The 20,893-nt window shown below is 72.6% G+C and carries 20 protein-coding genes; 13 read left to right on the top strand and 7 right to left on the bottom strand.

All coding sequences use genetic code 11. The annotated features are described in order from the left end of the window. Positions 1-134 precede the first annotated feature (134 nt). Entirely contained in the window at positions 135-1,004 is an 870-nt protein-coding gene (locus AADR41_RS34210) for a polysaccharide deacetylase family protein (protein WP_446751155.1), read from the top strand. A 19-nt stretch (positions 1,005-1,023) separates the two neighbouring features. Here AADR41_RS34210 and AADR41_RS34205 read toward each other — a convergent pair whose 3' ends face one another. From AADR41_RS34205 to AADR41_RS34190, 4 genes are read right to left on the bottom strand one after another with little or no spacing between them, the layout of a single operon-like run. After that, complete coding sequence (locus AADR41_RS34205; protein WP_342285732.1) at positions 1,024-1,227, bottom strand: hypothetical protein; 204 nt, start codon at positions 1,225-1,227, stop codon at positions 1,024-1,026. 14 nt (positions 1,228-1,241) lie between these two features. Then, positions 1,242-1,910 carry an ABC transporter gene (locus AADR41_RS34200; RefSeq protein ID WP_342285730.1) on the bottom strand — a complete coding sequence of 223 codons (669 nt, stop codon included), beginning with the start codon at positions 1,908-1,910 and terminating at the stop codon, positions 1,242-1,244. Then, entirely contained in the window at positions 1,907-2,764 is an 858-nt protein-coding gene (locus tag AADR41_RS34195) for an ATP-binding cassette domain-containing protein (protein WP_342285728.1), read from the bottom strand. The genes AADR41_RS34200 and AADR41_RS34195 overlap by 4 nt, the downstream gene beginning before the upstream one ends. 44 nt (positions 2,765-2,808) lie before the next feature. Further along, on the bottom strand, positions 2,809-3,483 hold the full coding sequence (locus tag AADR41_RS34190) for an AIM24 family protein (protein WP_124721173.1): 675 nt from the start codon (positions 3,481-3,483) through the stop codon (positions 2,809-2,811). A gap of 72 nt (positions 3,484-3,555) precedes the next feature. Between AADR41_RS34190 and AADR41_RS34185 the strand changes: the two genes are divergently transcribed. The 4 genes from AADR41_RS34185 to AADR41_RS34170 all read left to right on the top strand — a co-directional run bounded on the left by AADR41_RS34185 (position 3,556) and on the right by AADR41_RS34170 (position 7,617). Next, a complete protein-coding gene (locus AADR41_RS34185) occupies positions 3,556-4,305 on the top strand; it encodes a peptidyl-tRNA hydrolase (protein WP_342285727.1) in 750 nt (249 codons plus the stop codon). Between the two features lie 107 nt (positions 4,306-4,412). Then, complete coding sequence (locus tag AADR41_RS34180) at positions 4,413-5,711, top strand: DUF692 domain-containing protein (protein ID WP_342285725.1); 1,299 nt, start codon at positions 4,413-4,415, stop codon at positions 5,709-5,711. A gap of 5 nt (positions 5,712-5,716) precedes the next feature. Beyond that, positions 5,717-6,739: a TIGR04222 domain-containing membrane protein gene (locus tag AADR41_RS34175; RefSeq protein WP_342285724.1), complete on the top strand. Its 1,023-nt coding sequence runs from the start codon at positions 5,717-5,719 to the stop codon at positions 6,737-6,739. Positions 6,740-6,828: 89 nt separating this feature from the next. Next, on the top strand, positions 6,829-7,617 hold the full coding sequence (locus tag AADR41_RS34170; protein ID WP_342285722.1) for a TIGR04222 domain-containing membrane protein: 789 nt from the start codon (positions 6,829-6,831) through the stop codon (positions 7,615-7,617). Between the two features lie 160 nt (positions 7,618-7,777). On the opposite strand, the gene hemQ is transcribed toward AADR41_RS34170, so the two are convergent. Next, entirely contained in the window at positions 7,778-8,506 is a 729-nt protein-coding gene (gene hemQ / locus AADR41_RS34165; RefSeq protein ID WP_093542266.1) for a hydrogen peroxide-dependent heme synthase, read from the bottom strand. A 4-nt stretch (positions 8,507-8,510) separates the two neighbouring features. Continuing rightward, complete coding sequence (gene hemG / locus AADR41_RS34160) at positions 8,511-9,998, bottom strand: protoporphyrinogen oxidase (RefSeq protein ID WP_342285719.1); 1,488 nt, start codon at positions 9,996-9,998, stop codon at positions 8,511-8,513. Positions 9,999-10,124: 126 nt separating this feature from the next. Between hemG and AADR41_RS34155 the strand changes: the two genes are divergently transcribed. Continuing rightward, positions 10,125-11,099: a DUF4349 domain-containing protein gene (locus AADR41_RS34155; protein ID WP_342285717.1), complete on the top strand. Its 975-nt coding sequence runs from the start codon at positions 10,125-10,127 to the stop codon at positions 11,097-11,099. Positions 11,100-11,149: 50 nt separating this feature from the next. Then, the gene (locus AADR41_RS34150; protein WP_342285715.1) at positions 11,150-12,535 is read left to right on the top strand and encodes an FAD-dependent oxidoreductase; all 1,386 of its coding nucleotides are present in this window, start codon (positions 11,150-11,152) and stop codon (positions 12,533-12,535) included. 25 nt (positions 12,536-12,560) lie between these two features. Here the strand turns inward: AADR41_RS34150 and hemE are convergent, their stop codons facing one another. Further along, a complete protein-coding gene (gene hemE / locus AADR41_RS34145) occupies positions 12,561-13,634 on the bottom strand; it encodes a uroporphyrinogen decarboxylase (protein ID WP_446751154.1) in 1,074 nt (357 codons plus the stop codon). A gap of 129 nt (positions 13,635-13,763) precedes the next feature. Between hemE and AADR41_RS34140 the strand changes: the two genes are divergently transcribed. The 6 genes from AADR41_RS34140 to AADR41_RS34115 form a co-directional block, all read left to right on the top strand. Continuing rightward, positions 13,764-14,423, top strand: a complete 660-nt coding sequence (locus tag AADR41_RS34140) for a DUF3000 domain-containing protein (RefSeq protein ID WP_342285714.1) — start codon at positions 13,764-13,766, stop codon at positions 14,421-14,423. A gap of 264 nt (positions 14,424-14,687) precedes the next feature. After that, positions 14,688-15,350: a helix-turn-helix transcriptional regulator gene (locus AADR41_RS34135; protein ID WP_024488613.1), complete on the top strand. Its 663-nt coding sequence runs from the start codon at positions 14,688-14,690 to the stop codon at positions 15,348-15,350. 115 nt (positions 15,351-15,465) lie between these two features. Then, positions 15,466-16,740, top strand: coding sequence for a ribonuclease D (locus tag AADR41_RS34130; RefSeq protein WP_342285709.1), 1,275 nt, complete (start codon positions 15,466-15,468; stop codon positions 16,738-16,740). Between the two features lie 289 nt (positions 16,741-17,029). Beyond that, positions 17,030-18,256 carry a thiolase family protein gene (locus AADR41_RS34125; RefSeq protein WP_342285708.1) on the top strand — a complete coding sequence of 409 codons (1,227 nt, stop codon included), beginning with the start codon at positions 17,030-17,032 and terminating at the stop codon, positions 18,254-18,256. Further along, positions 18,253-20,382, top strand: a complete 2,130-nt coding sequence (locus AADR41_RS34120) for a 3-hydroxyacyl-CoA dehydrogenase NAD-binding domain-containing protein (RefSeq protein ID WP_342285707.1) — start codon at positions 18,253-18,255, stop codon at positions 20,380-20,382. Before AADR41_RS34125 ends, AADR41_RS34120 begins: the two co-directional genes overlap by 4 nt. 303 nt (positions 20,383-20,685) lie before the next feature. Further along, positions 20,686-20,893, top strand: a 208-nt coding sequence (locus AADR41_RS34115; protein WP_342285706.1) for an ArsR/SmtB family transcription factor, incomplete at its 3' end; no start/stop codon positions are given.

Raw genomic sequence — 20,893 nt, 5'->3', positions numbered from 1 at the left:
AGGCGCGGTCGGGCGGGGGCGGACCGGGGGGACCGCCCCCGCCGACTCGACGGCCCGGGTGAATCCGGGTGCGACTCCGGACGGGGGCGGCCCCATATCCGCCCATTGATCAGATAAACCGATACTTTCCGCTGGTGACCCATTCTGTGCGGAAATCAACGGCTCTGACCGTTCTCGGTGTGGTGCTGGGCAGCCTCGCCGGCTGCGGGGGCCCCGGCAGTACGCCTGCCGACGGCCCTCCGGCCGACGGGCGTACGCCCGTCGCGGCCCACGCCCCGTCGCACGCGGCCCCGGCGCCGCCCACGCTGGCTCCGGGCCCCGGTGCGCGGACGCCGGTCTTCGAGCGCGGCGTGAAGGCCGGCGAGAAGGTGGTGGCGCTGACCTTCGACGCCGACATGACGGCCGACGAGGGCCCGCGCGCGGCGGCCGGCGAGCATTTCGACAATCCCGGACTCATCGATCTGCTGCGCCGGTCGGAGGTACCGGCGACGGTCTTCATGACCGGGCGGTGGGCCGACGAGTACCCGGCGCAGGCCAGGTCCATCGGCGCCGATCCGCTCTTCGAGGTCGGCAACCACTCGTACAGCCACTACGCCTTCACGTCCCCCTGCTACGGACTGCCGGCCGTGGCGAAGGACGGCATGCGCGCCGATGTGGCGCGGGCCTCCGCCTCGTTCCGGAAGGCGGGGGTGCGCAATACGGTGCCGTACTTCCGCTTCCCCGGCGGCTGCTACGACGATGCCTCGCTGCGCGCGCTCGCGCCCGAGAAGGTGACGGCGGTCCAGTGGGACGTCATCAGCGGCGACGCCTTCGCGACGGACCCGGACGCGGTGGCCGAACAGGTGCTGGACGGGGTGCGGCCGGGGTCGCTGGTCGTCATGCACTGCACCCGCAGCGCGGCGCCGGTCACCGACGAGGCGGTCGAGCGGATCGTCCCGGAACTGCGTGAGCGCGGGTACCGCTTCGTGAAGGTCTCCGACCTGATCCGGGCCGCGCGGCGCTGACCGCGGCCCCGTGTCCCGCTCAGCCGGAGCACGCCGTGCGCTGGGCCTCCTGCCATTCGCAGACCGGGCAGAGGGTGATGCCCTTCACCGACTCCGGGTACTCGGTGGGCTTCCGGCAGAGCACGCACTCGGCGTACGGGGGCCCCGCGGCGGTCTCCGTCCCGGTGGCCGCGGTGCTCGCGGCGGATGCACCGCAGTACGTCTCTTCCCTGCGTTCGTCCATGTGTACGAGCCTACTCAGGCGCGCAGGGAAGCCACCTTGGCGACGAGCGCGGCCGTCACGACGGCGAGGGCGGTGGCGGCGACGAGCGGCAGGACGGGCAGGTGCACCGTGCCGGTCCGCGACCCGGTGACCAGGCCGGTCACGGCGGCGTTCGCGGGCGAACCGCCGATCACCAGCGCGGGCAGCGCGAGGAACACGGTGGCGGCGACGGACCAGCCGCGCCGGTGCAGCAGCGGCCGGGTGCCGAGCGCCCCGATCACCGCCCCCAGCAGCACACAGCAGGCGACGGCGAGCAGCCCCGCGATCCCGGCGGGCAGCAGCGGCACCCGGACGGAACCGTCGGCGCCGGCCGGTTTGCTGATCAGCAGCACGATCAGGCCGGCGGCCGCCCCCAGCAGTCCGGCGCAGCCGAGCCCGGCGAGCAGCGCCGCCAGATGCGCCCTCGCCGGTCCCGCCGCCGCGGCGACGACGGTGCGGGCGGCGGGCGGCTCCTGGTTGACGCAGAGCTGTACGAGCCAGGCGGTGACGGGCAGGAGCCCGGCGGCGGTGTAGCCGAGCGAGTCGAGGACGGGCTGTCCCTGCTGCACGCCGACGCCGATGAAGGCCGCGTACAGCAGGACCGGGGCGAGCCAGCGCTGGGAGCGGACCAGCAGGGCGGTCTGGTAGCGCAGGAGGGCGGTCATGGTGCCTCGGGGGTCGGGCGGCCACCCGGGTCCGTGGCGGACCGGGGCGGAGCGTCGCTTTCGGCACGGGCGGGTGCGATGCCCACCTGCCGGATGTGCCAGGGCGGGTGGGCGGTGAGCAGGGTGCGCAGCAGCGCGTCGGAGTGCGCGGCCGTGACGGTGAGCCGTACGCCTCCGCCGGGCGCGGGGGTGTGCTCCGGAGCGCCCGGCAGTCCGGCGGGGAGCGCGGCGCCGGGCGGGCCCGCCGCCTCGATCCTCACCCGCGGGCCGGTACCGGTGGCGGGTGTCCCGGGGGCGGCGAGGAGGGTGTTGCCCTCGATCCGGAACACGGCGTCGGCCGATCCGGCGAGCCTGCGCGGGTCGTGGTCGACGAAGACGACGGTGGCGCCGGCCGCGACCCGTTCGGCCACCGCCCGGTCCAGCTCGTCCCGGGCCGCCGTGTCGAGCCCGGTCCAGGCCTCGTCCAGGATCAGCAGCTCCGGCTCGGCGAGGAACGCCTGGGCGACGGCGACCTTCTGGCTGGTGCCCTTGGAGAGTTCCGCCAGCGGTGTGCGGGCGTGGCCGGCGGCCCCGAAGCGGGCCAGCCAGGCCCCGGCGCGGTCCGCCGCCTCGGGGGTCCGCAGGCCGTGGATCCGGCCGAGGTGGACGAGGTACCCGGACGCGGTGAACGGCAGCGCGGCCGGGAAGCGCTCGGGGACGTAGGCGGTGCGTGCCCGGCGGCCGGTGATCCGGCCCTCCGTCGGGGCGTCGATCCCGGCGAGCAGCCGCAGCAGGGTCGACTTGCCGGTGCCGTTGGCCCCCTCGATCCGGATCAGGGTGTGCGCGGGCAGGTCGAGGCCGATTCCGCGCAGCACCCACGGGCCGCCGATCCCGTACCGGCGGCCGACCCCGTCCAGCCTCAGTTGGCCGTCTTCTCGGGCTTGGCCTCGCTGGGCCGTACGATCACGAATCCCTCGCCGTCCAGCCGCAGTTGGACGGCCTCGCCGGATCCGCCGCGGATCATCGAGCCGACGCTCTGCGAACGGTGCAGCGACGTGGTCAGGTTGGCGCTCCAGCCGACCACCGCGTCCGTGTCGACGCAGACCGGCTGCTGCGGCGTGACGGGGATCACGATGGGGTGGCCCTCACACATCAGGCCGAGCTTGCCGTAGCCGGTGAAGACGCTGTTGAAGAGGCCGCCGCCGGTCATTCCGGCGCCCTTCACGGTCTTGATCTCGTAGGAGAGCGTGGGGTCGAAGCAGAGCACGTTGCGGCCGTTGATCGTGAGGACGTCGCCGTGCTCCATCTCCACGATGAAGCAGTTGGCGGCCTCGTGCGCGAACCAGGCCTCGCCCTGGCCCCGGACCGCCATCAGCGGCAGTCCCTCACCGGTGACGGCGCGCTTCAGCATGCCGCCTATGCCCTGGCCCTTGCGCTCGAACTGCAGATCACCGCGGAAGGCGATCATCGCTCCCTGGCGGGCGTGCATCTCGCCGTTGACGGCGTATTTGATGGATTTGGCGTTCTGCAGGGTCATCCCGGGGGCCGTCGCCTGCTGTGCCAGGTTCTCGCTGGAAAAGAGATCGCTCTTCATGCGGTGCATCCTCACCCGGAGCAGTCCATTCCGCCAAGATGCCCGGGTCGGGCGGCTGGCAGACTGGACCGGGTGAGCAGCAATGACATTCCCGCGTCCCCGTCCACTCCCCGTTCGCCCGCGGCGGACAGCCCGTTCAGGTCGGAGCCGACGAGCCGCGACGAGGCGCCGCAGTACGTACTGCCGTTGGTCGTGCACATCGAGAAGACGGCTCCCCCGGCCCGTACCGACGCGTTGCGGACGGCGGCCCGCGCGGTGCTCGTGATGCTCAGCGACGAGCGCTCGATGGGCGAGGGCGAGTGGGCGCGGGTGATGCGGGACTGGCAGGACGCCCGGATCCGCAAGGTGGTGCGGCGGGCGCGCGGCGCGGAGTGGCGCAGGGCGTCGGCGCTGCCGGGCATCACGGTCACCGGTGACAGCGCCGAGGTGCGGGTCTTCCCGCCGGTGCCGCTGGACGGCTGGCCGAAGGAGCTGGCGAAGCTCCAGGTGTCGGGGACGGATCTGGACGACCCGGAGCCGCCGGCCGCGCCCGATCGCTCGGGTCCGGTGCTGTGGCTCAACCCGGAGCTGGACATGTCGGCGGGCAAGACGATGGCGCAGGCCGGACACGGTGCGCAGCTCGCCTGGTGGGAGCTGTCGGACACGGAGCGCAAGGCGTGGCGGGAGGCGGGCTTCCCGCTCTCCGTCGCCACCGCGGAGGCGGGGAGCTGGCGGGAGCTCACGGTGAGCGGGCTTCCGGTGGTGCAGGACGCCGGGTTCACCGAGATCGCCCCCGGGTCGTGCACGGTGGTCGCCGACCACCCGGCACTGCGACGCGGCTGAGCGGCGGGGCCGGGAACCTCAAATCGAGCTCTGAACGTCCCTCTCTTCGGATTCACCACCGGCCCGAGGGGCCATGAGCCCTGCACGGAGCGGAGGAGGGGGACGGCATGAGGCTGGGAATCGGGATCGGCTGGCGGCCGGAGATCGCGGACGCCGTCGAGGCGCTGCCCGGGATCGACTGGGTGGAGGCGGTCGCGGAGAACATCTGCACCGGTCATCTGCCCGATTCGCTGGTACGGCTCAGGGCGCGCGGTGTCACGGTCGTGCCGCACGGGGTCTCGCTGGGGCTCGGCGGCGCCGACCGCCCCGACCCGGGCCGGCTGGCGGATCTCGCCGCCCGCGCCGAGCTGCTGGCCGCGCCGCTGGTGACCGAGCACATCGCGTTCGTACGGGCCGGGGGCCCGCGCGTCTCCTCGCCGGTTCTGGAGGCGGGTCATCTGCTGCCCGTCCCGCGGACCCGGGACGCGCTGGACGTGCTCTGCGAGAACGTACGCATCGCGCAGGACTCGCTGCCGGTGCCGCTGGCCCTGGAGAACATCGCGGCGCTGATCTCCTGGCCCGGCGAGGAGCTGACCGAGGGGCAGTTCCTGGCGGAGCTGGTCGAGCGCACCGGGGTCCGGCTGCTGATCGACGTGGCCAATCTGCACACCAACCACGTCAATCTCGGCGAGGACCCGGCCACCGCGCTCGACGAGCTGCCGGTGGAGGCCATCGCGTACGTGCATGTGGCCGGCGGCGTCGAGAAGGACGGCGTGTGGCACGACACCCACGCCCATCCGGTCACCGGTCCCGTCCTCGACGTCCTGGCCGAGCTCCGCTCCCGGGTCGACCCGCCCGGCGTCCTGCTGGAACGCGACGACGACTTCCCGCCGGCCGCGGAGCTGGCGGGCGAACTGGACATGATCCGGGCCACCTTGGCCGGGTCGTCCAAGGACACGGGGCGGCCCGCCCCGCGTGTCCGCCGGTCCGCGCCGGCCGGGGCGTCCACGCCCTCCGCCGCCACGCGCGACCGGCTCTCGGCGGCCCAGACCGCGCTGCTCGGCGCGCTCGTCGCCGGCGGCCCCGCCCCGCGGGGCTTCGACCGGGAACGCCTCGGCGTCCAGAGCCGCGCCCTGGCCGCCAAGCGGGCCGGGGTCGTCGCCAAGGTGGCGCCCGAGCTGCCGGAGATCCTCGGCAGCGGCTACCGGGACGCCTTCCTCTCGTACGCCGGCGCCCGCCCCATGTCCGGCGGGTACCGGCGCGACGCGCTGGACTTCGCCGAACAGCTGCTGATCGCGGGCCGGCCCGCCGACGCCGCCGACCGGCGCCGGCTGACCCACTGGTGGCAGGACCGGGCAGGTGCGCACCCGCCGCGCCGCGCGACCCGGCTGGTACGAGCCGCCCGCGCGGCCCTGACCGGAAGGTGACCGGCATGAACACCGTCGCACTGCTGGTGGACCTCGGGATCGTGGTCTCCTCCGTGCTGCTGGTCGTGGGGCTCTCGCGGGCCCGTGGCGGCACCGGCGGCGCCGTCCACGACCTCCACGAGGTCGCCTTCCTCAACGGCGGTCCGGGCAGGGTCGTGGACACCGCGCTCACCGCGATGCAGGCGGACGGCCGGCTCGCCGTCGGCGGCCCCGGAATCGTCGCCGTCCAGCGGGCCGAGGCCCACGACCCGGTGGAGCGCGCGGTGCTCCAGGAACACGCCGCGGCTCCCAGCGGGGCGCTGCACACCCTGCGCGAGGCGGTGATGCGGCACCCGGCGGTGCAGGAGGTCGGCGACGGGCTCGCGGCCCGCGGTCTGCTGGCGGCGCCCACCGCGAGCCGGACGTGGCGCCGCTGGGGCATCGTCCAGGGGCTGGTCTGCGTACTGGCCGTCCCGCTCACCGTCGTGGCGACCGTGAGCCAGTCGCTGTCCGACGAACTGTCCCCGGACTCCCCCGTGCCGTTCGTCCTCAAGGTGCTCCCGGTCCTGATCCTCGGCCTGCTCACCGGCTTCATCTGCGCCGGGGTCGCCCGGGGACGCGTCACCAGGTCGGGGCGCCGGGCCGCCGAGGCCTACCGCGCCGCTCACGCGTACGCCCCCGGCCCGGCCGGTCTGGTGGCGACGCAAGGGCTGCGGGCGCTCCCCGATCCGGTGCTCCAGGCACAGCTGATCGCGGCGGCCCGGATGCAGCCGCAGGGGCGGCGGTCGCACACGGCGACGGCGACGGCGTCCACGGGGTCCTCCGCCCTGCTGCTCGCGCCGGTGGTGTGGTGTGCGGGTACGAGTCCCGGTCACGGCAGTTGTGGGAGTTCCGGCGACGGGGGCGGGGGCGGGTGCAGTTCCGGGTCGAGTTGCGGCTCGGGGTCCGGCTGCGGCGGTTCGAGCGGCTCCGGCTGCGGCGGCAGCAGCGGTTCCAGCTGCTCCAGCGGCGGCTCCAGCTGTGGTGGCGGGTCCAGTTGCGGCAGCTAGGGCGATTCCGGCGCCGCCGGACGGGGCCCCGCCGTCCGCATGGTGAACGGGCCATGGCGTTCCGAGCCCTCCTCGCATAGAAAGCCGCCATGCTCTGGGTACTGTTTCTGCTGGTCGCGTGGGGTGCGGCAACCGTCTCGTGCGTCCGCCTCTGCCTCGTCTCGGCCCGCACGGGGCTGCTGTCCGGCGCGTCCGCCGAGGACGTGGGGAGCATCGCCGCCGGGCATGAACTGACCCTGTACGAGACCGCGTTCCTGGCCGGCGGCCCCCACCGGGTGATCGATCTGGTGCTGGCCGGCATGCATCTGCGCAGGCGGCTGCTGCTCGCGCACACCGGCTGGGCGACGGTCGTCGACCCGGAGGGCCGCGACGAGATGGAGCGCACGGTGATCCGTGCGATAGGGCCGCGGGGCCAAGCCCCGATACCGCCGATACGGACCGCCGCGGCCGGCGCCGACGCCGTACGCGCCCTGGCCGACCGGCTGGTCGCCGCGGGTCTGGCGCTGCCCGAAGATGCCGGTACCGATGTCGCGGCCGCGGTGCGCGCGGTGCGCGGCGCTGCCGCGCTGGTGGTCGCGATGGGGGCGGTCACACTGCTGATGCCCGGTCAGGAACACGGCCCCGGCGGGCCGGTGATGTCGCTGCTGGTGTGGTTCGGGCTGCCGCTCGCGCTGACCGTCGGCTGTCTGGCCATAGCCCGGATGGAGGTCCATCCGTACAGCTCGTGGGCGTCGCCCGCCGGTCAGCGGCTGCTCGCCGCGCACGATGTGCCGGACGCCGGGGCGCACCGTGATGTGCTGGCCGCGATCGCGGTACGCGGGGTGCGCGCCGTGGACGATCCGGCGCTGCGGGCCGCGCTCGGCGGCGGTACGTCGTGAAGTGGTGTGCGGTGGGGCGTGACGAAAAGACGCCGGTGGGGGGGGGGGGGGGGGGGGCGCACCCGGAGCCGAACCCGGTGTCGCTGGAACGACGGGCAGCGCGTTGCGCGCCGTTGCCCGTCGTCTGATCTTCCGGGTTGGGGTGGTCGGAGCCCGCTCGCTACGCGAGCCCGGCCACCAGGTCTGCAACCGACTTCCTGCGCCCCGTGTAGAACGGGACCTCTTCGCGGACGTGCATCCGCGCTTCGGAGGCCCGCAGATGACGCATCAGGTCGACGATGCGGTAGAGCTCGTCGGCCTCGAAGGCGAGGATCCACTCGTAGTCGCCGAGCGAGAAGGAGGCGACGGTGTTGGCCCGGACGTCGGGGTAGCCGCGCGCCATCTTCCCGTGGTCCGCGAGCATGCGGCGACGGTCCTCGTCGGGCAGGAGGTACCAGTCGTAGGAGCGCACGAAGGGGTACACGCTGATGTAGTTGCGCGGCGTCTCGTCGGCCAGGAACGCAGGGATGTGGGACTTGTTGAACTCGGCGGGGCGGTGCAGCGCCATGTTCGACCAGACCGGCTCCAGCGCCAGGCCCAGCCTGGTGCGCCGGAAGAGGTTGTACGCCTCCTGGAGCTCGTCCGCCGTCTCGGCGTGCCACCAGATCATGACGTCGGCGTCGGCCCGCAGACCGGAGACGTCGTAGGTGCCGCGGACGGTGATGTCCTTGGCCGCGAGCTGGTCGAACAGCTCCTGGACCTCGTCGGCGTAGCCGGCCCGGTCCGCGGGCAGGACGTCGCGCAGCTTGAAGACGGACCACAGCGTGTAGCGAATGACCTCGTTGAGGTCCTTGGCCTTCTTACCCGCGTTGGGGCCCTTGCTTGATTTCACAGTCTCAGGCGCACTCATACGGCTATTGTCCCGCCTCGCTCCGTGTGCCCTTAACCAGGGTCGACGTGGCGATGATCTCTTCACCGGATCCGCCGGTGATGTCGGCCGCGATCTCGTCCGCGGCGCGGTGGGCGCTCGCGATGCACGCCGGGATGCCGACTCCGTCGTAGACCGCTCCGCAGACCCGCAGCGCGGGCAGCTTGGCGACCTCGTCGCGGATCCGGGCGACCCGGGAGAGATGGCCCACCGGGTACTGGGGCAGTCCGCCGAGCCACCGGGTGACCTCGGTGTCCACCGGTTCGGCGGCCAGACCGGTGGCCTCGGCGAGGTCGCGCAGCGACACGTCGACCAGTTCGGCGTCCTCGCGGTGGATGTGGTCCTCCTCGCCGTAGCGGCCGACGGAGGTCCGCAGGACGAAGAGGTCAGGGGCGGATCCGGCGACCCAGTCCCATTTGTGGGAGGAGAACGTGGACGCCTTGATGGTGCGGCCGTCGACCGGGGGAACGAGGAAGCCGGAGCGGCCGTCCAGTGCGGTGGTGGCGGCGATGTCGGAGCGGCGGAAGGCCATGGTGACGAGGGCCATCGACGCGTACTCGACACCGGCCAGCTCGGCGGAGGCCGCCGGGGACTCGGCGGCGAGCAGCGTGGAGGCGGACCAGGCCGGGGCGGCGAGCACGATGCCGTCGGCGTTGATGACCCGGGTGTCCGTGCGGACGTCCCAGCCCTCGGCGGTACGGGTCAGGCCGAGTACGGGGGTGGCGGTGAGGATCTCCCCGCCGCCCGCGCGCACGGCGTCGGCGACCGCCCCGGGCAGGGTGCCGATGCCGCCGGCCAGGCCCTGGAAGACCGGTCCGGTCTGCTGCCGGGCCGCGGCCCGTTCCTGGATGCGGCGGACGCCGTCGAGCAGCGAGCCGCCCTCCCGCGCCGCCTCGAAGAGCTGCGGTACGGCGGCGCGCATCGAGATCCGGTAGGCGTCGCCCGCGTACACACCGCCGAGCAGCGGCTCCACGAGCCGGTCGACGACCTCGCGGCCGAGCCGGTCGGCGACGTACGCGCCGACGGCGACGTCGTCGCCGACGGGGGTCGGGGTGAGATCGCGTTCCTGCGCGATGCGGGCGAGGCCCTCGGGGGTGAGCAGTCCGCCGAGCGCCGCCGGGTCGCCGGGGACGCCCATCACATGGCCCTTGGGCATGGGGCGCAGGGCGTCGCGTGTCCAGACCGACGCGGTGGCCGTGGCGGGCGGCTGGAGGCGGTCGCCGAGCCCGACGTCGCGTGCCAGGTCCACGCCCTCGGGGCGCCGGGCGAGCATCGACTCGGCGCCGAGGTCGACCTGGGTGCCGGCGATCTCGCCGGTCATGAGCTTGCCGCCGAGCCGCTCGGTGGCCTCCAGCAGGGTGACCCGCAGGCCGGTCCCGAGGAGCCGGTGGGCGGCGGCGAGACCGGCGATGCCGCCGCCGATGACGACGACGTGTCCGGTGTCCGGGTCCGCGCGGTTTATTGAACGCTGCATGTCCCCACTCTCTCAAACCCGGTCCGAGTCCTGAACGTGACTGCTTCGAAACCGGCATTCGGCAACCGGTGCCCCGGCCCGGCACGTCGAACCCGCACCATCGACGATCCGCCCTGGGGGGCATTCATGCAGAGACACCGGCATCCTGGCCGTTCATCGGTCCGTCGTCCGCGTCTGGTCCTGGCGGCCGGCCTCGTGGCCGGCCTGCTCGCGCTGAGCGGCTGTGCCGCCGCGGACAGTGCGAGCGACGCGAGTTCCGGTGACGACAAGCGGGCGTTCGGCGCCGAGGAGCGGGGCGCCGCCGACGCGGCGGCCGGGAAGGCGGAGCAGGGGACGGCCGGTTCGCCGTCGCAGCGGAGGAAGACCGACGCCCTGCCCTCCGGCACCCATGTCATCCGTACCGCCTCGCTCTCGGTGGAGGTGGACAACGCGCCGAAGGCGGCCGCGGCCGCCCGGTCGGCCGCCGAGGGCGCGGGCGGTCTGGTGGCCGACGAGAAGACCGAGCGCGTCGACGACACGCATGAGGTGTCACATCTCGTGCTGCGTGTTCCGCAGGGCGAGTACGAGGCGGTGCTGAAGCGGCTGGCGGGCACCGGAAAGCTGCTGTCGCGCACCTCGTCGGCGAAGGACGTCACCGACCAGGTGGTCGACGTGGAGAGCCGGATCGCCACCCAGCGGGCGAGTGTGGCGCGGGTACGGAAGCTGATGGACCAGGCGGAGAAGCTCGGCGACGTGGTCACGCTGGAGGGCGAGCTGAGCAGCCGTCAGGCGGCCCTGGAGTCGCTGCTCGCCCAGCAGGCGTCGCTGAAGGACCGCACCACGCTCGCCACGATCACCCTCGACCTCTCCGAGCCGGAGACGGCGGCGAAGGACGGCGACGGCGACGGTCCCGGTTTCCTGGACGCGCTCGGCGGCGGCTGGCACGCGTTCGTGACGGCGCTGCTGTGGCTGGCGATGGCGGTGGGTGCCGCGGCCCCGTTCCTGGCCGCGGCGGCCGTGCTCGCGCTGCTGTGGCGGCTGCTGCACCGCCGGCTGCCCGGACGCCGTGCGCCGCGGACACCCGGGCCGGGAGGGTCCTCGCCCGCTCCCCCGGCGTCGTAGCGTGGTCCCTTCGGACCGGGGACGGACCCCGGGTGTCGAAGGGACCAGGCATGACGGCGGAGCGACTGGTGGTCATCGGTGGTGACGCGGCGGGCATGTCCGCCGCGTCCCAGGCCCGCAGGCTCAAGGGCCCCGACGAGCTGGGCATCGTCGCGTTCGAGCGGGGCAATTTCACGTCGTACTCCGCCTGCGGCATCCCGTACTGGGTCGGCGGCGACGTCGCGGAGCGGGACCACCTCGTCGCGCGTACGCCCGAGGAGCACCGGGCCCGCGGCATCGATCTGCGGATGCGTACCGAGGTCACGGAGATCGATGTCGCCGGGCAGCGGGTGCGGGTGCTGGACCTGGGCTCCGGCGATTCGTACTGGACGGGCTTCGACAAGCTGGTGATCGCGACGGGTGCCCGGCCGGTGCGTCCGGCGCTGCCCGGCATGGACGCGCCGGGGGTGCACGGGGTGCAGACCCTGGACGACGGTCAGGCGCTGCTGGAGTCCCTGGACCGGGCGCCGGGCGGCAGGCGCGCGGTCGTCGTCGGGGCGGGCTACATCGGTGTGGAGATGGCGGAGGCCATGCTGAAGCACGGCTTCGAGGTGACCGTGCTCAACCGCGGCGAGCAGCCGATGGCGACGCTCGACCCCGACATGGGGCGGCTGGTCCACGACGCGATGGACGGCCTGGGCATCACCACGGTCAACCGGTCCGAGGTCACCGCGATCCGCACCGGTTCGTACGGCCGGGTCCGCGCGGTCGCCACCGGCGACGCCTCCTACCCGGCGGACGTGGTGGTGCTCGGGATCGGCGTGGAGCCGGAGACGACGCTGGCCCGTGCCGTCGGGCTGCCGCTCGGCCCGCACGGCGGGCTGCTGACCGATCTTTCGATGCGGGTCGTCGGGCACGACAACATCTGGGCGGGCGGCGACTGCGTGGAGGTCCTCGACCTGGTGGCGGGCCGCACCCGCCACATCGCGCTGGGCACCCACGCCAACAAGCACGGCCAGATCATCGGGTCCAACGTCGGCGGCGGCTACGGGACGTTCCCCGGGGTGGTCGGCACGGCGGTGAGCAAGGTGTGCGACCTGGAGATCGCCCGTACCGGTCTGCGCGAGAAGGACGCCCGCGCGGTGGGTCTGCGGTACGTCACGGCGACGATCGAGTCGACGGGCCGGGCGGGCTACTACCCGGGGGCGCGGCCGATGACGGTGAAGATGCTCGCGGAGTACCGCACGGGCCGGCTGCTCGGGGTGCAGATCGTGGGCCGGGACGGGGCGGCCAAGCGGGTGGACATCGCGGCGGTGGCGCTCACGGCCGGGATGACGGTGGAGCAGATGACCGCCCTGGACCTGGGTTACGCCCCGCCGTTCTCGCCGGTCTGGGATCCGGTCCTGGTGGCGGCCCGCAAGGCGGTGACCGCGGTACGGCGGGCGGGCACCGCCTGAGTGCGCGGTGCCGCCCGTCGCCGGGTCAGCGTTCGGTGCTGGTGTGCACGTACTCGACGAGCCGGGTCAGCGCGTCCGGGTCCATCGACGGCATCACGCCGTGGCCCAGGTTGAAGACATGGCCTTCGAGACCGGCGGCCGCGTCGAGCACCTCCCGGGTCTTCGCCTCGACGGCCGCCGTCGGGGCGAACAGCACCGCGGGGTCGAGGTTGCCCTGGAGCGCCTTGCCGGGGCCGACCCGGCGCGCGGCCTCGTCCAGCGGGACCCGCCAGTCGACGCCGACGACATCGGCGCCCGCCTCGCCCATCGGGCCGAGGAGTTCGCCGGTGCCGACGCCGAAGTGGATGCGCGGGACGCCGTACGGGGCCACGGCGTCGAAGACCTTCGCGGAGGCGGGCAGCACCGAACGGCGGTAGTCGGCGGGGGCCAGCGCGCCCACCCAGGAGTCGAAGAGCTGGACGGCCGAGGCGCCCGCCTCGATCTGCACCTTGAGGAAGGCGCCGGTGATCTCGGCGAGCCGGTCGAGCAGATCCGCCCAGAGCTGCGGGTCGCCGTACATCAGGGCCTTGGTGTGCTCGTGGTTGCGCGACGGGCCGCCCTCCACGAGATAGCTGGCGAGGGTGAACGGCGCTCCGGCGAATCCGATCAGGGGGGTGGCGCCCAGCTCGGCGGTGAGCAGGCCGATGGCCTCGGTGACGTAGCCGACGTCCTCGGGCGTGAGGTCGCGCAGCCGGGCGAGGTCGGCGCGGGTGCGGATCGGGTCGGCGATGACCGGGCCGACGCCGGGCTTGATGTCGAGGTCGATCCCGATGGCCTTGAGGGGTACGACGATGTCGCTGAAGTAGATCGCGGCGTCGACCTTGTGGCGGCGGACGGGCTGCATCGTGATCTCGGCGACCAGCTCCGGCATCATGCAGGAGTCGAGCATCCCGATGCCCTCGCGCACCTTCAGGTACTCCGGCAGCGAACGTCCGGCCTGGCGCATGAACCAGACCGGCGTGTGCGGAACGGGCTCGCGCCGGCACGCCTTCAGGAACGCCGACTCATGGGTGGCGGAGGTCTTCGTCTGCTGGCCCATGGGGCGGTCGTTGGCACTCACACCGGAATCTTCGCACGAAGCCGTGGCGGCCTCGCCCACTCCCCGATCGCTGACGTGGTGACAAGCAGCCGAGGCCCGCCAGGGTGTCCCTCCCTGCGCGAAGCGCCGGTTCCGCCTACTCTTCCCCGCATGGCTCCGGCTCAGGGACAGTTCTCCGATCAAACCGATGGCGCTGACAGCAAGGACAGCGCGGAGGGTGGTTCCGTCCCGCCCGCGTTCCGGTCGGCGGTGGACGCGTTGCACTCCGCGCGGCTCCGCCCCGAGCTGGAGGTGGAGTCGACGAGGCCGCCCAAGCGGCTCGCTCCGTACGCGTACGCGCTGGAGGCGGCGGTCGTCGACGGCGAGGACGATCTCGCCGACGGCCGCCTGGTGCTGCTCCACGACCCGGCCGGGCACGACGCCTGGCAGGGCACTTTCCGCCTGGTGACGCTGGTGCGGGCCGAGCTTGAGCCGGAGATGGCCTCCGATCCGCTGCTGCCGGAGGTGTGCTGGTCCTGGCTGACCGGTGCGCTGGAGGCGCGCGGTCTCTCGTACGGGGAGGCGGGCGGCACGGTGACCCGGGCGGGGTCGCACTACTTCGGCGCGCTGGGCGCGAGACGCCCGGCGACCCAGATCGAGATCCGGGCGTCGTGGACGCCGCGGGAGGGCCGCGGCGGGGTGCCGGACACGGCGGCGCACCTCATGGCGTGGGGCGACCTGCTGTGCCAGATCGCCGGTCTGCCGCCCTCGGGCCCCACCGACGCGGCGGTGGTGACACTTCCGCAGCGGCGCGGTCCGCAGGTTTCCTGATCTTTTGCTCTTCTGTTCTAAATTCTCTGGCTGAAACTCTACCCTCGCCGGTAACTGTGCGTCACATTTCATGCACAGTTACCGGCGTTCTTTTCGTACAATCGATCGCATGTCCGATTTGCCCGAATTGTTACTCAGCAAATCGTGATCTTCCCCTAAAGGAGCACGGGTCTGCTGCCGAAGAGGTCAATGACCCTTCAAGCACGGTTCGCCCCGGCTTCATCCCCGAGCCGGCCCGTCCCGTCCACTCCCCCAGGAGGCCTGGTGTCCGTTCTCCTAGAGCAGCCCGCAAGCCTGGTCGCCTACCGCCCGAACAAGCCGACGGCCATGGTCGTCGTGGCCGACCCGCGCGTCCGTTCCACCGTCACCCGCCATCTGTGGGCACTCGGAGTACGTGACGTCATCGAGGCGTCGTCCATCGCGGAGGCTCGTCCCCGCGTCGGCAATCCGCGCGACATCTGCGTAGCCGACGTCCACCTGCCCGACGGTTCCGGGCTGACCCTGTTGTCCGAGACCCGAGCAGCCGGCTGGCCGAACGGCCTCGCCCTCTCCGCCGCCGATGACATCGGCGCCGTGCGCAACGCCCTCGCGGGCGGCGTGAAGGGCTATGTAGTCACCGGCACACGTACCAATATCGGCCACCCCACCCGTCCCGGCGTCGCCCCCATCGGCGCCAATGCCGCCCGTATGCACCGCCGTCCCCCCGGCACCCCGAGCCACCCGGGCGGCTACCGCGAACTGTCCGGCCGCGAGGTCGAGGTCCTCCGGCTGGTCGCCGAGGGCCAGTCCAACAAGGCCATCGGCGTCTCGATGGGCCTGTCCGCACTGACCGTCAAGAGCCACCTCGCCCGAATCGCCCGCAAGCTCGGCACCGGAGACCGCGCCGGAATGGTCGCCGTCGCCCTGCGAACGGGAATCATCCACTGACGCCCGCGCCCCGGCGGGTCCACGCAGGCACGGACCGGCTGGTTTGCATTCATCGGCGCCCGTCGACGGAACGTTCCGTCGACGGGCGCCGTACATACACAGATACCCTTGACACGTGACCGACGCCCAAGAGACCGCAGCAGACACTTCACTGCGAACCACCGGGGGCGCTCCCCCGGACGACGTCGCCCCGGCGCCGATCCCCTTGCTCGAACCTCGCGAGGGCATTCCCCCGGTGGTGGCCTCCGACGACGCCCTCGCCCGGGTGATCGCCGACTTCGCCCACGGCTCCGGCCCGGTGGCCGTCGACGCCGAGCGCGCCTCCGGCTACCGCTACGGCCAGCGCGCCTACCTCGTACAGCTGCGCCGTGACGGCGCGGGCAGCGCGCTGATCGACCCCGTCGGCTGCCCCGACCTGTCCGGCCTCGGCGAGGTGCTGAGCGGCAGTGAGTGGATCCTGCACGCCGCCACCCAGGACCTGCCCTGCCTGCGCGAAATAGGGATGACTCCCACCGGGCTCTTCGACACGGAGCTGGCCGGACGGCTGGCCGGCTTCCCCCGCGTCGGCCTCGGCGCCATGGTCGAGAGCGTGCTCGGCTACTCGCTGGAGAAGGGCCACTCCGCCGTCGACTGGTCCACCCGCCCGCTGCCCGACCCCTGGCTGCGCTACGCGGCGCTCGACGTCGAGCTGCTGATCGATCTGCGCAACTCCCTGGAGGAGGAGCTCGACCGGCAGGGCAAGCTGGACTGGGCCCGCGAGGAGTTCGACGCGATCGCCTCGGCGCCGCCCGCTCCCCCGCGCAAGGACCCGTGGCGGCGCACGTCCGGCATGCACAAGGTCCGCCGGCGCCGCCAGATGGCGGTGGTGCGGGAGCTGTGGACCGCACGCGACCAGGTCGCCCGGCGCCGCGACATCTCGCCCGGCAAGGTGCTGGGCGACGCCGCGATCGTCGAGGCCGCGCTCGCGCTGCCGCCGAACACGCAGGCGCTGACCGCGCTGCCCGGGTACGGCCACCGCATGGGGCGGCGCCAGCTGGAGCAGTGGCAGGCGGCCATCGACCGGGCCAAGGCGCTGCCGGACACGGAACTGCCGCAGCCCGGCCAGACCCTCGCCGGTCCGCCGCCACCCCGCGCCTGGGCGGACAAGGACCCCGCGGCGGCGGCCCGGCTCTCGGCCGCCCGCGCCGCGGTGTCGGAGCTCGCCGAGCGGCTGCACATGCCGCAGGAGAACCTGATCACCCCGGACACGGTGCGCCGGGTCTGCTGGGAGCCGCCGAAGAACCTGACGCCGGACGCGGTCGAGACCGCGCTCGCCGGGTACGGGGCGCGCCGCTGGCAGATCGAGCAGGTGGCCCCGCTGCTGGCCCGCGCACTGGCGCCGACCGCCTGAGCAACGCGCGCCGGAGACCGCTTCGAGGGGCGTAATCGCGCCAGGTTGCGCGGTCCGCGGTCACCTCGTGTTCCCGATCGCCGGACGGGGCTGAATTCCAGCCGCGTCCGGCGATCGGCGTTTCCGGACCTGGAACGGCGCCCGGACCGGAGCCCGCCCGCATGTGACCTTCACCGCTCCCGCCGTGGGGGGTGGGCAGTCTGGTTACCCGCAAGTAGCATGATGGTGGCGGCGCGCTTCCGGGCGTGCCGCGCAGCAGTGCCATCCCGCACCCTGGAGGAGAGCCACCGTGCCTCGTACCATCCGGGACGTCGTCTTCGTCGACGGCGTCCGCACCCCGTTCGGCAAAGCGGGCCCGAAGGGCATCTACCACGAGACCCGCGCCGACGATCTCGTCGTGAAGGCCATCCGGGAGCTGCTGCGCCGCAACCCGGACCTGGACCCCGCGAAGATCGACGAGGTCGCCATCGCGGCGACCACCCAGATCGGCGACCAGGGCCTGACGCTGGGCCGTACCGCCGGGATCCTGGCCGGGCTGCCGCAGTCCGTGCCCGGATACTCCATCGACCGCATGTGCGCGGGCGCCCTGACCGCGGTCACCTCGACGGCCGGCTCCATCGCGTTCGGCGCGTACGACGTCGTCGTCGCCGGTGGTGTCGAGCACATGGGCCGCCACCCGATGGGCGAGGGCGTGGACCCCAACCCGCGCTTCGTGTCGGAGAAGCTGGTCGACGAGTCCGCGCTGTTCATGGGCATGACCGCGGAGAACCTGCACGACCGGTACCCCACGATCACCAAGCAGCGCGCCGACGAGTACGCGGTGCGTTCGCAGGAGAAGGCCGCCAAGGCGTACGCCGACGGCAAGATCCAGCAGGACCTGGTGCCGGTCTCGGTGCGCCGCACCAACGCCGAGGCCGGCGAGACCGGCTGGGGCCTGGTCACCGCCGACGAGCCGATGCGCCCGGGCACCACGATGGAGTCGCTGGCCGGTCTGAAGACCCCGTTCCGCGCCCACGGCCGGGTCACCGCCGGTAACGCCGCCGGTCTCAACGACGGCGCGACGGCCTCCCTGCTCGCCGCCGAGGACGTCGCCCGCGAGCTGGGCCTCCCGGTGAAGATGCGCCTCGTCTCCTACGCCTTCGCGGGTGTCGAGCCGGAGGTCATGGGCTACGGCCCGATCCCGGCCACCGAGAAGGCCCTCGCCAAGGCCGGGCTGACCATCGACGACATCGGCCTGTTCGAGATCAACGAGGCGTTCGCCGTCCAGGTGCTCGCCTTCCTGGAGCACTACGGCATCGCCGACGACGACGCCCGTGTCAACCAGTACGGCGGCGCCATCGCCTACGGCCATCCGCTGGCCTCCTCCGGTGTGCGTCTGATGACTCAGCTGGCCCGCCAGTTCGAGGAGCAGCCGGAGGTCCGCTACGGCCTGACGACGATGTGCGTCGGCTTCGGCATGGGCGCGACGGTCGTCTGGGAGAACCCGCACTTCGAGAACGCCGGAGGCGACAAGTGAGCACCACCACCGAGCTTCTGAAGGGTGCGGCCGAGCTGTTCCCGGACGAGGTCGTCACCCAGGCGCACGTACGCCACCTGGACCTTCCGGCCGGTGCGGGGCGGTTCGCCCTCATCACGCTGGACAACGGCCTGGACCACACCAAGCCGACCACCTTCGGGCCGCAGTCGCTGGCGAATCTGAACGCCGCCGTCGACCAGGTCGAGAAGGAGGCCGCCGAGGGTGCGATCACCGGTGTCGGCATCACCGGCAAGCCGTTCATCTTCGCGGTCGGCGCCGACCTCAAGGGCGTCGAGCTGCTGAAGAACCACGACGACGCGCTCGCCATCGGCAAGGGCGGCCACGACGTGTTCCGGCGTCTGTCCGCTCTCGCGGTGCCGACGTTCGCGTACTACAACGGCGCGGCGATGGGCGGCGGTGTCGAGGTCGGTCTGCACTGCTCGTACCGCACCGTCTCCAAGGCGCTGCCCGCGTTCTCGCTGCCCGAGGTCTTCCTCGGTCTGGTCCCGGGCTGGGGCGGCTGCGCGCTGCTTCCCAACCTGATCGGCGCCGACCGCGCGGTCTCGGTCATCATCGAGAACTCGCTGAACCAGAACCGCCAGCTCAAGGGCAAGCAGGTCTTCGAGCTCGGGATCGCCGACGCGATCTTCGAGGGCGCGGACTTCCTGGAGCAGTCGCTGATCTGGACCGCGAACGTGCTGAACGGCACGGTCACGGTGGAGCGTGCCGAGATCGACCGCGGTGACGCCTGGGACCAGGCCGTCGCGCGCGGCAGGGCGATCGCCGACTCCAAGGTGCACGGCGCCGCCCCGGCCGCGTACCGCGCGCTGGAGATCATCGCCGCGGCCAAGGACGGCGACCTGGGCGCCGGCTTCGACGCCGAGGACCAGGCCCTCGCGGACCTGATCATGGGTGGCGAGCTGCGCTCCGGGATCTACTCCTTCAACCTGGTCCAGAAGCGCGCCAAGCGCCCGGCCGGTGCCCCGGACAAGAATCTGGCCCGCCCGGTCACGAAGGTCGGCGTCGTGGGTGCCGGTCTGATGGCCTCGCAGCTGGCGCTGCTGTTCCTGCGCCGCCTGGAGGTGCCGGTCGTGCTGACCGACATCGACCAGGAGCGGGTCGACAAGGGTGTGGGCTACGTCCACGCCGAGATCGAGAAGCTGCTCGGCAAGGGCCGGATCAACCAGGACAAGGCCAACCGGCTCAAGGCCCTGGTCTCCGGTGTGCTGGACAAGGCGGAGGGCTTCTCCGACGCCGACTTCATCATCGAGGCCGTCTTCGAGGAGATCGGCGTCAAGCAGCAGGTGTTCGCGGAGGTCGAGGCGGTCGCCCCGGCGCACGCGATCCTCGCCACCAACACCTCGTCCCTCTCGGTCACCGAGATGGCGTCGAAGCTGAAGCACCCGGAGCGGGTCGTCGGCTTCCACTTCTTCAACCCGGTCGCGATCCTGCCGCTGCTGGAGATCGTCCGCGGCGAGCAGACCGACGACGCCTCGCTGGCCACGGCGTTCGGTGTGGCGCGGAAGCTGAAGAAGACCGCGGTGCTGGTGAAGGACGCCCCGGCGTTCGTCGTCAACCGCATCCTCACCCGCTTCATGGGCGAGATCCAGAACGTCATCGACGAGGGCACCCCGGTCGACGTCTCCGAGAGGGCCATCGAGCCGCTCGGTCTGCCGATGTCGCCGCTGGTGCTGCTGGAGCTGGTCGGCCCGGCCATCGGCCTGCACGTCTCGGAGACCCTGAACCGCGCCTTCCCGGACCGGTTCACCGTCTCGGAGAACCTGGCCGCGGTCGTCAAGGCCGGCAAGCGCGGCTTCTACGTCTACGATTCCGGCAAGCCGGAGCTGGACCCCGAGGTCGCCGCGCTCCTGAAGCAGGGCGATGTGGTCCTGTCCGAGGAGCAGGTCCGCGACCGGGTCCTGGACGCGGTGGCGCAGGAGATCGGTCTGATGCTGGACGAGGGCGTCGTCGCCGAGGCCCAGGACATCGACCTCTGCCTGATCACCGGCGCGGGCTGGCCCTTCCACCTGGGCGGCATCACGCCGTACCTGGACCGTGAGGGCGTCTCGGAGCGGGTGAACGGCAAGAAGTTCCTGGCGCAGGGCGTGGCGAGCGTTCCGGCCTAGCACCTGGCGGGTATTGGCGGACGGGCCGTACGGAGAGATCTCCGTACGGCCCGTCCGTCGTGTGCGGGGCGTACGGCGCGAGCGGGGCGTGTGCGGGGCCGCTGCGGGAGGCCGCTGCCGAAGCCGCCCCGCCGGTGCGCGGTGCCCCGTCCCAGGACTGCCGAACTCGTGAACTACTGAATCCGTGAATTGCAAAATTATGCAATTCACTACATGCTGTGGAGGCTGTGCCCGTAGGTAGCCGCGGGCACAGCACCAGTCGATGCCCCGGGGCGGCCGGGGCGATGAGGAGCGCTGGAGACCGTGCCGGTTCCGCTGTACCAGGCCAAGGCCGAGTTCTTCCGGATGCTCGGGCACCCGGTACGTATCCGGGTACTGGAACTCCTCCAGGACGGTCCGATGCCGGTACGGGACCTGCTCGCCGAGATCGGGATCGAGCCGGCCGCGCTGTCCCAGCAACTGGCGGTCCTGCGCCGCTCGGGCATCGTGACCGCGACCCGCGAGGGCTCGA

Source organism: Streptomyces sp. CLV115, from assembly GCF_038448545.1.
Lineage (GTDB): Bacteria > Actinomycetota > Actinomycetes > Streptomycetales > Streptomycetaceae > Streptomyces > Streptomyces sanglieri.
Note: the sequence above shows the minus strand (reverse complement) of the source record. Positions and strands in the feature narration are given on the sequence as shown.

What these genes read in the sequence shown, in the direction of transcription:
- AADR41_RS34190 (WP_124721173.1), bottom strand. Translation starts at nt 3,483, where the DNA reads ATGAAGAGCGATCTCTTTTCCAGCGAGAACCTGGCACAGCAGGCGACG.
- AADR41_RS34180 (WP_342285725.1), top strand. Translation starts at nt 4,413, where the DNA reads ATGAGGCTGGGAATCGGGATCGGCTGGCGGCCGGAGATCGCGGACGCC.
- AADR41_RS34140 (WP_342285714.1), top strand. Translation starts at nt 13,764, where the DNA reads ATGGCTCCGGCTCAGGGACAGTTCTCCGATCAAACCGATGGCGCTGAC.
- hemQ (WP_093542266.1), bottom strand. Translation starts at nt 8,506, where the DNA reads ATGAGTGCGCCTGAGACTGTGAAATCAAGCAAGGGCCCCAACGCGGGT.
- AADR41_RS34170 (WP_342285722.1), top strand. Translation starts at nt 6,829, where the DNA reads ATGCTCTGGGTACTGTTTCTGCTGGTCGCGTGGGGTGCGGCAACCGTC.
- AADR41_RS34150 (WP_342285715.1), top strand. Translation starts at nt 11,150, where the DNA reads ATGACGGCGGAGCGACTGGTGGTCATCGGTGGTGACGCGGCGGGCATG.
- hemG (WP_342285719.1), bottom strand. Translation starts at nt 9,998, where the DNA reads ATGCAGCGTTCAATAAACCGCGCGGACCCGGACACCGGACACGTCGTC.
- AADR41_RS34200 (WP_342285730.1), bottom strand. Translation starts at nt 1,910, where the DNA reads ATGACCGCCCTCCTGCGCTACCAGACCGCCCTGCTGGTCCGCTCCCAG.
- AADR41_RS34205 (WP_342285732.1), bottom strand. Translation starts at nt 1,227, where the DNA reads ATGGACGAACGCAGGGAAGAGACGTACTGCGGTGCATCCGCCGCGAGC.
- AADR41_RS34175 (WP_342285724.1), top strand. Translation starts at nt 5,717, where the DNA reads ATGAACACCGTCGCACTGCTGGTGGACCTCGGGATCGTGGTCTCCTCC.
- AADR41_RS34155 (WP_342285717.1), top strand. Translation starts at nt 10,125, where the DNA reads ATGCAGAGACACCGGCATCCTGGCCGTTCATCGGTCCGTCGTCCGCGT.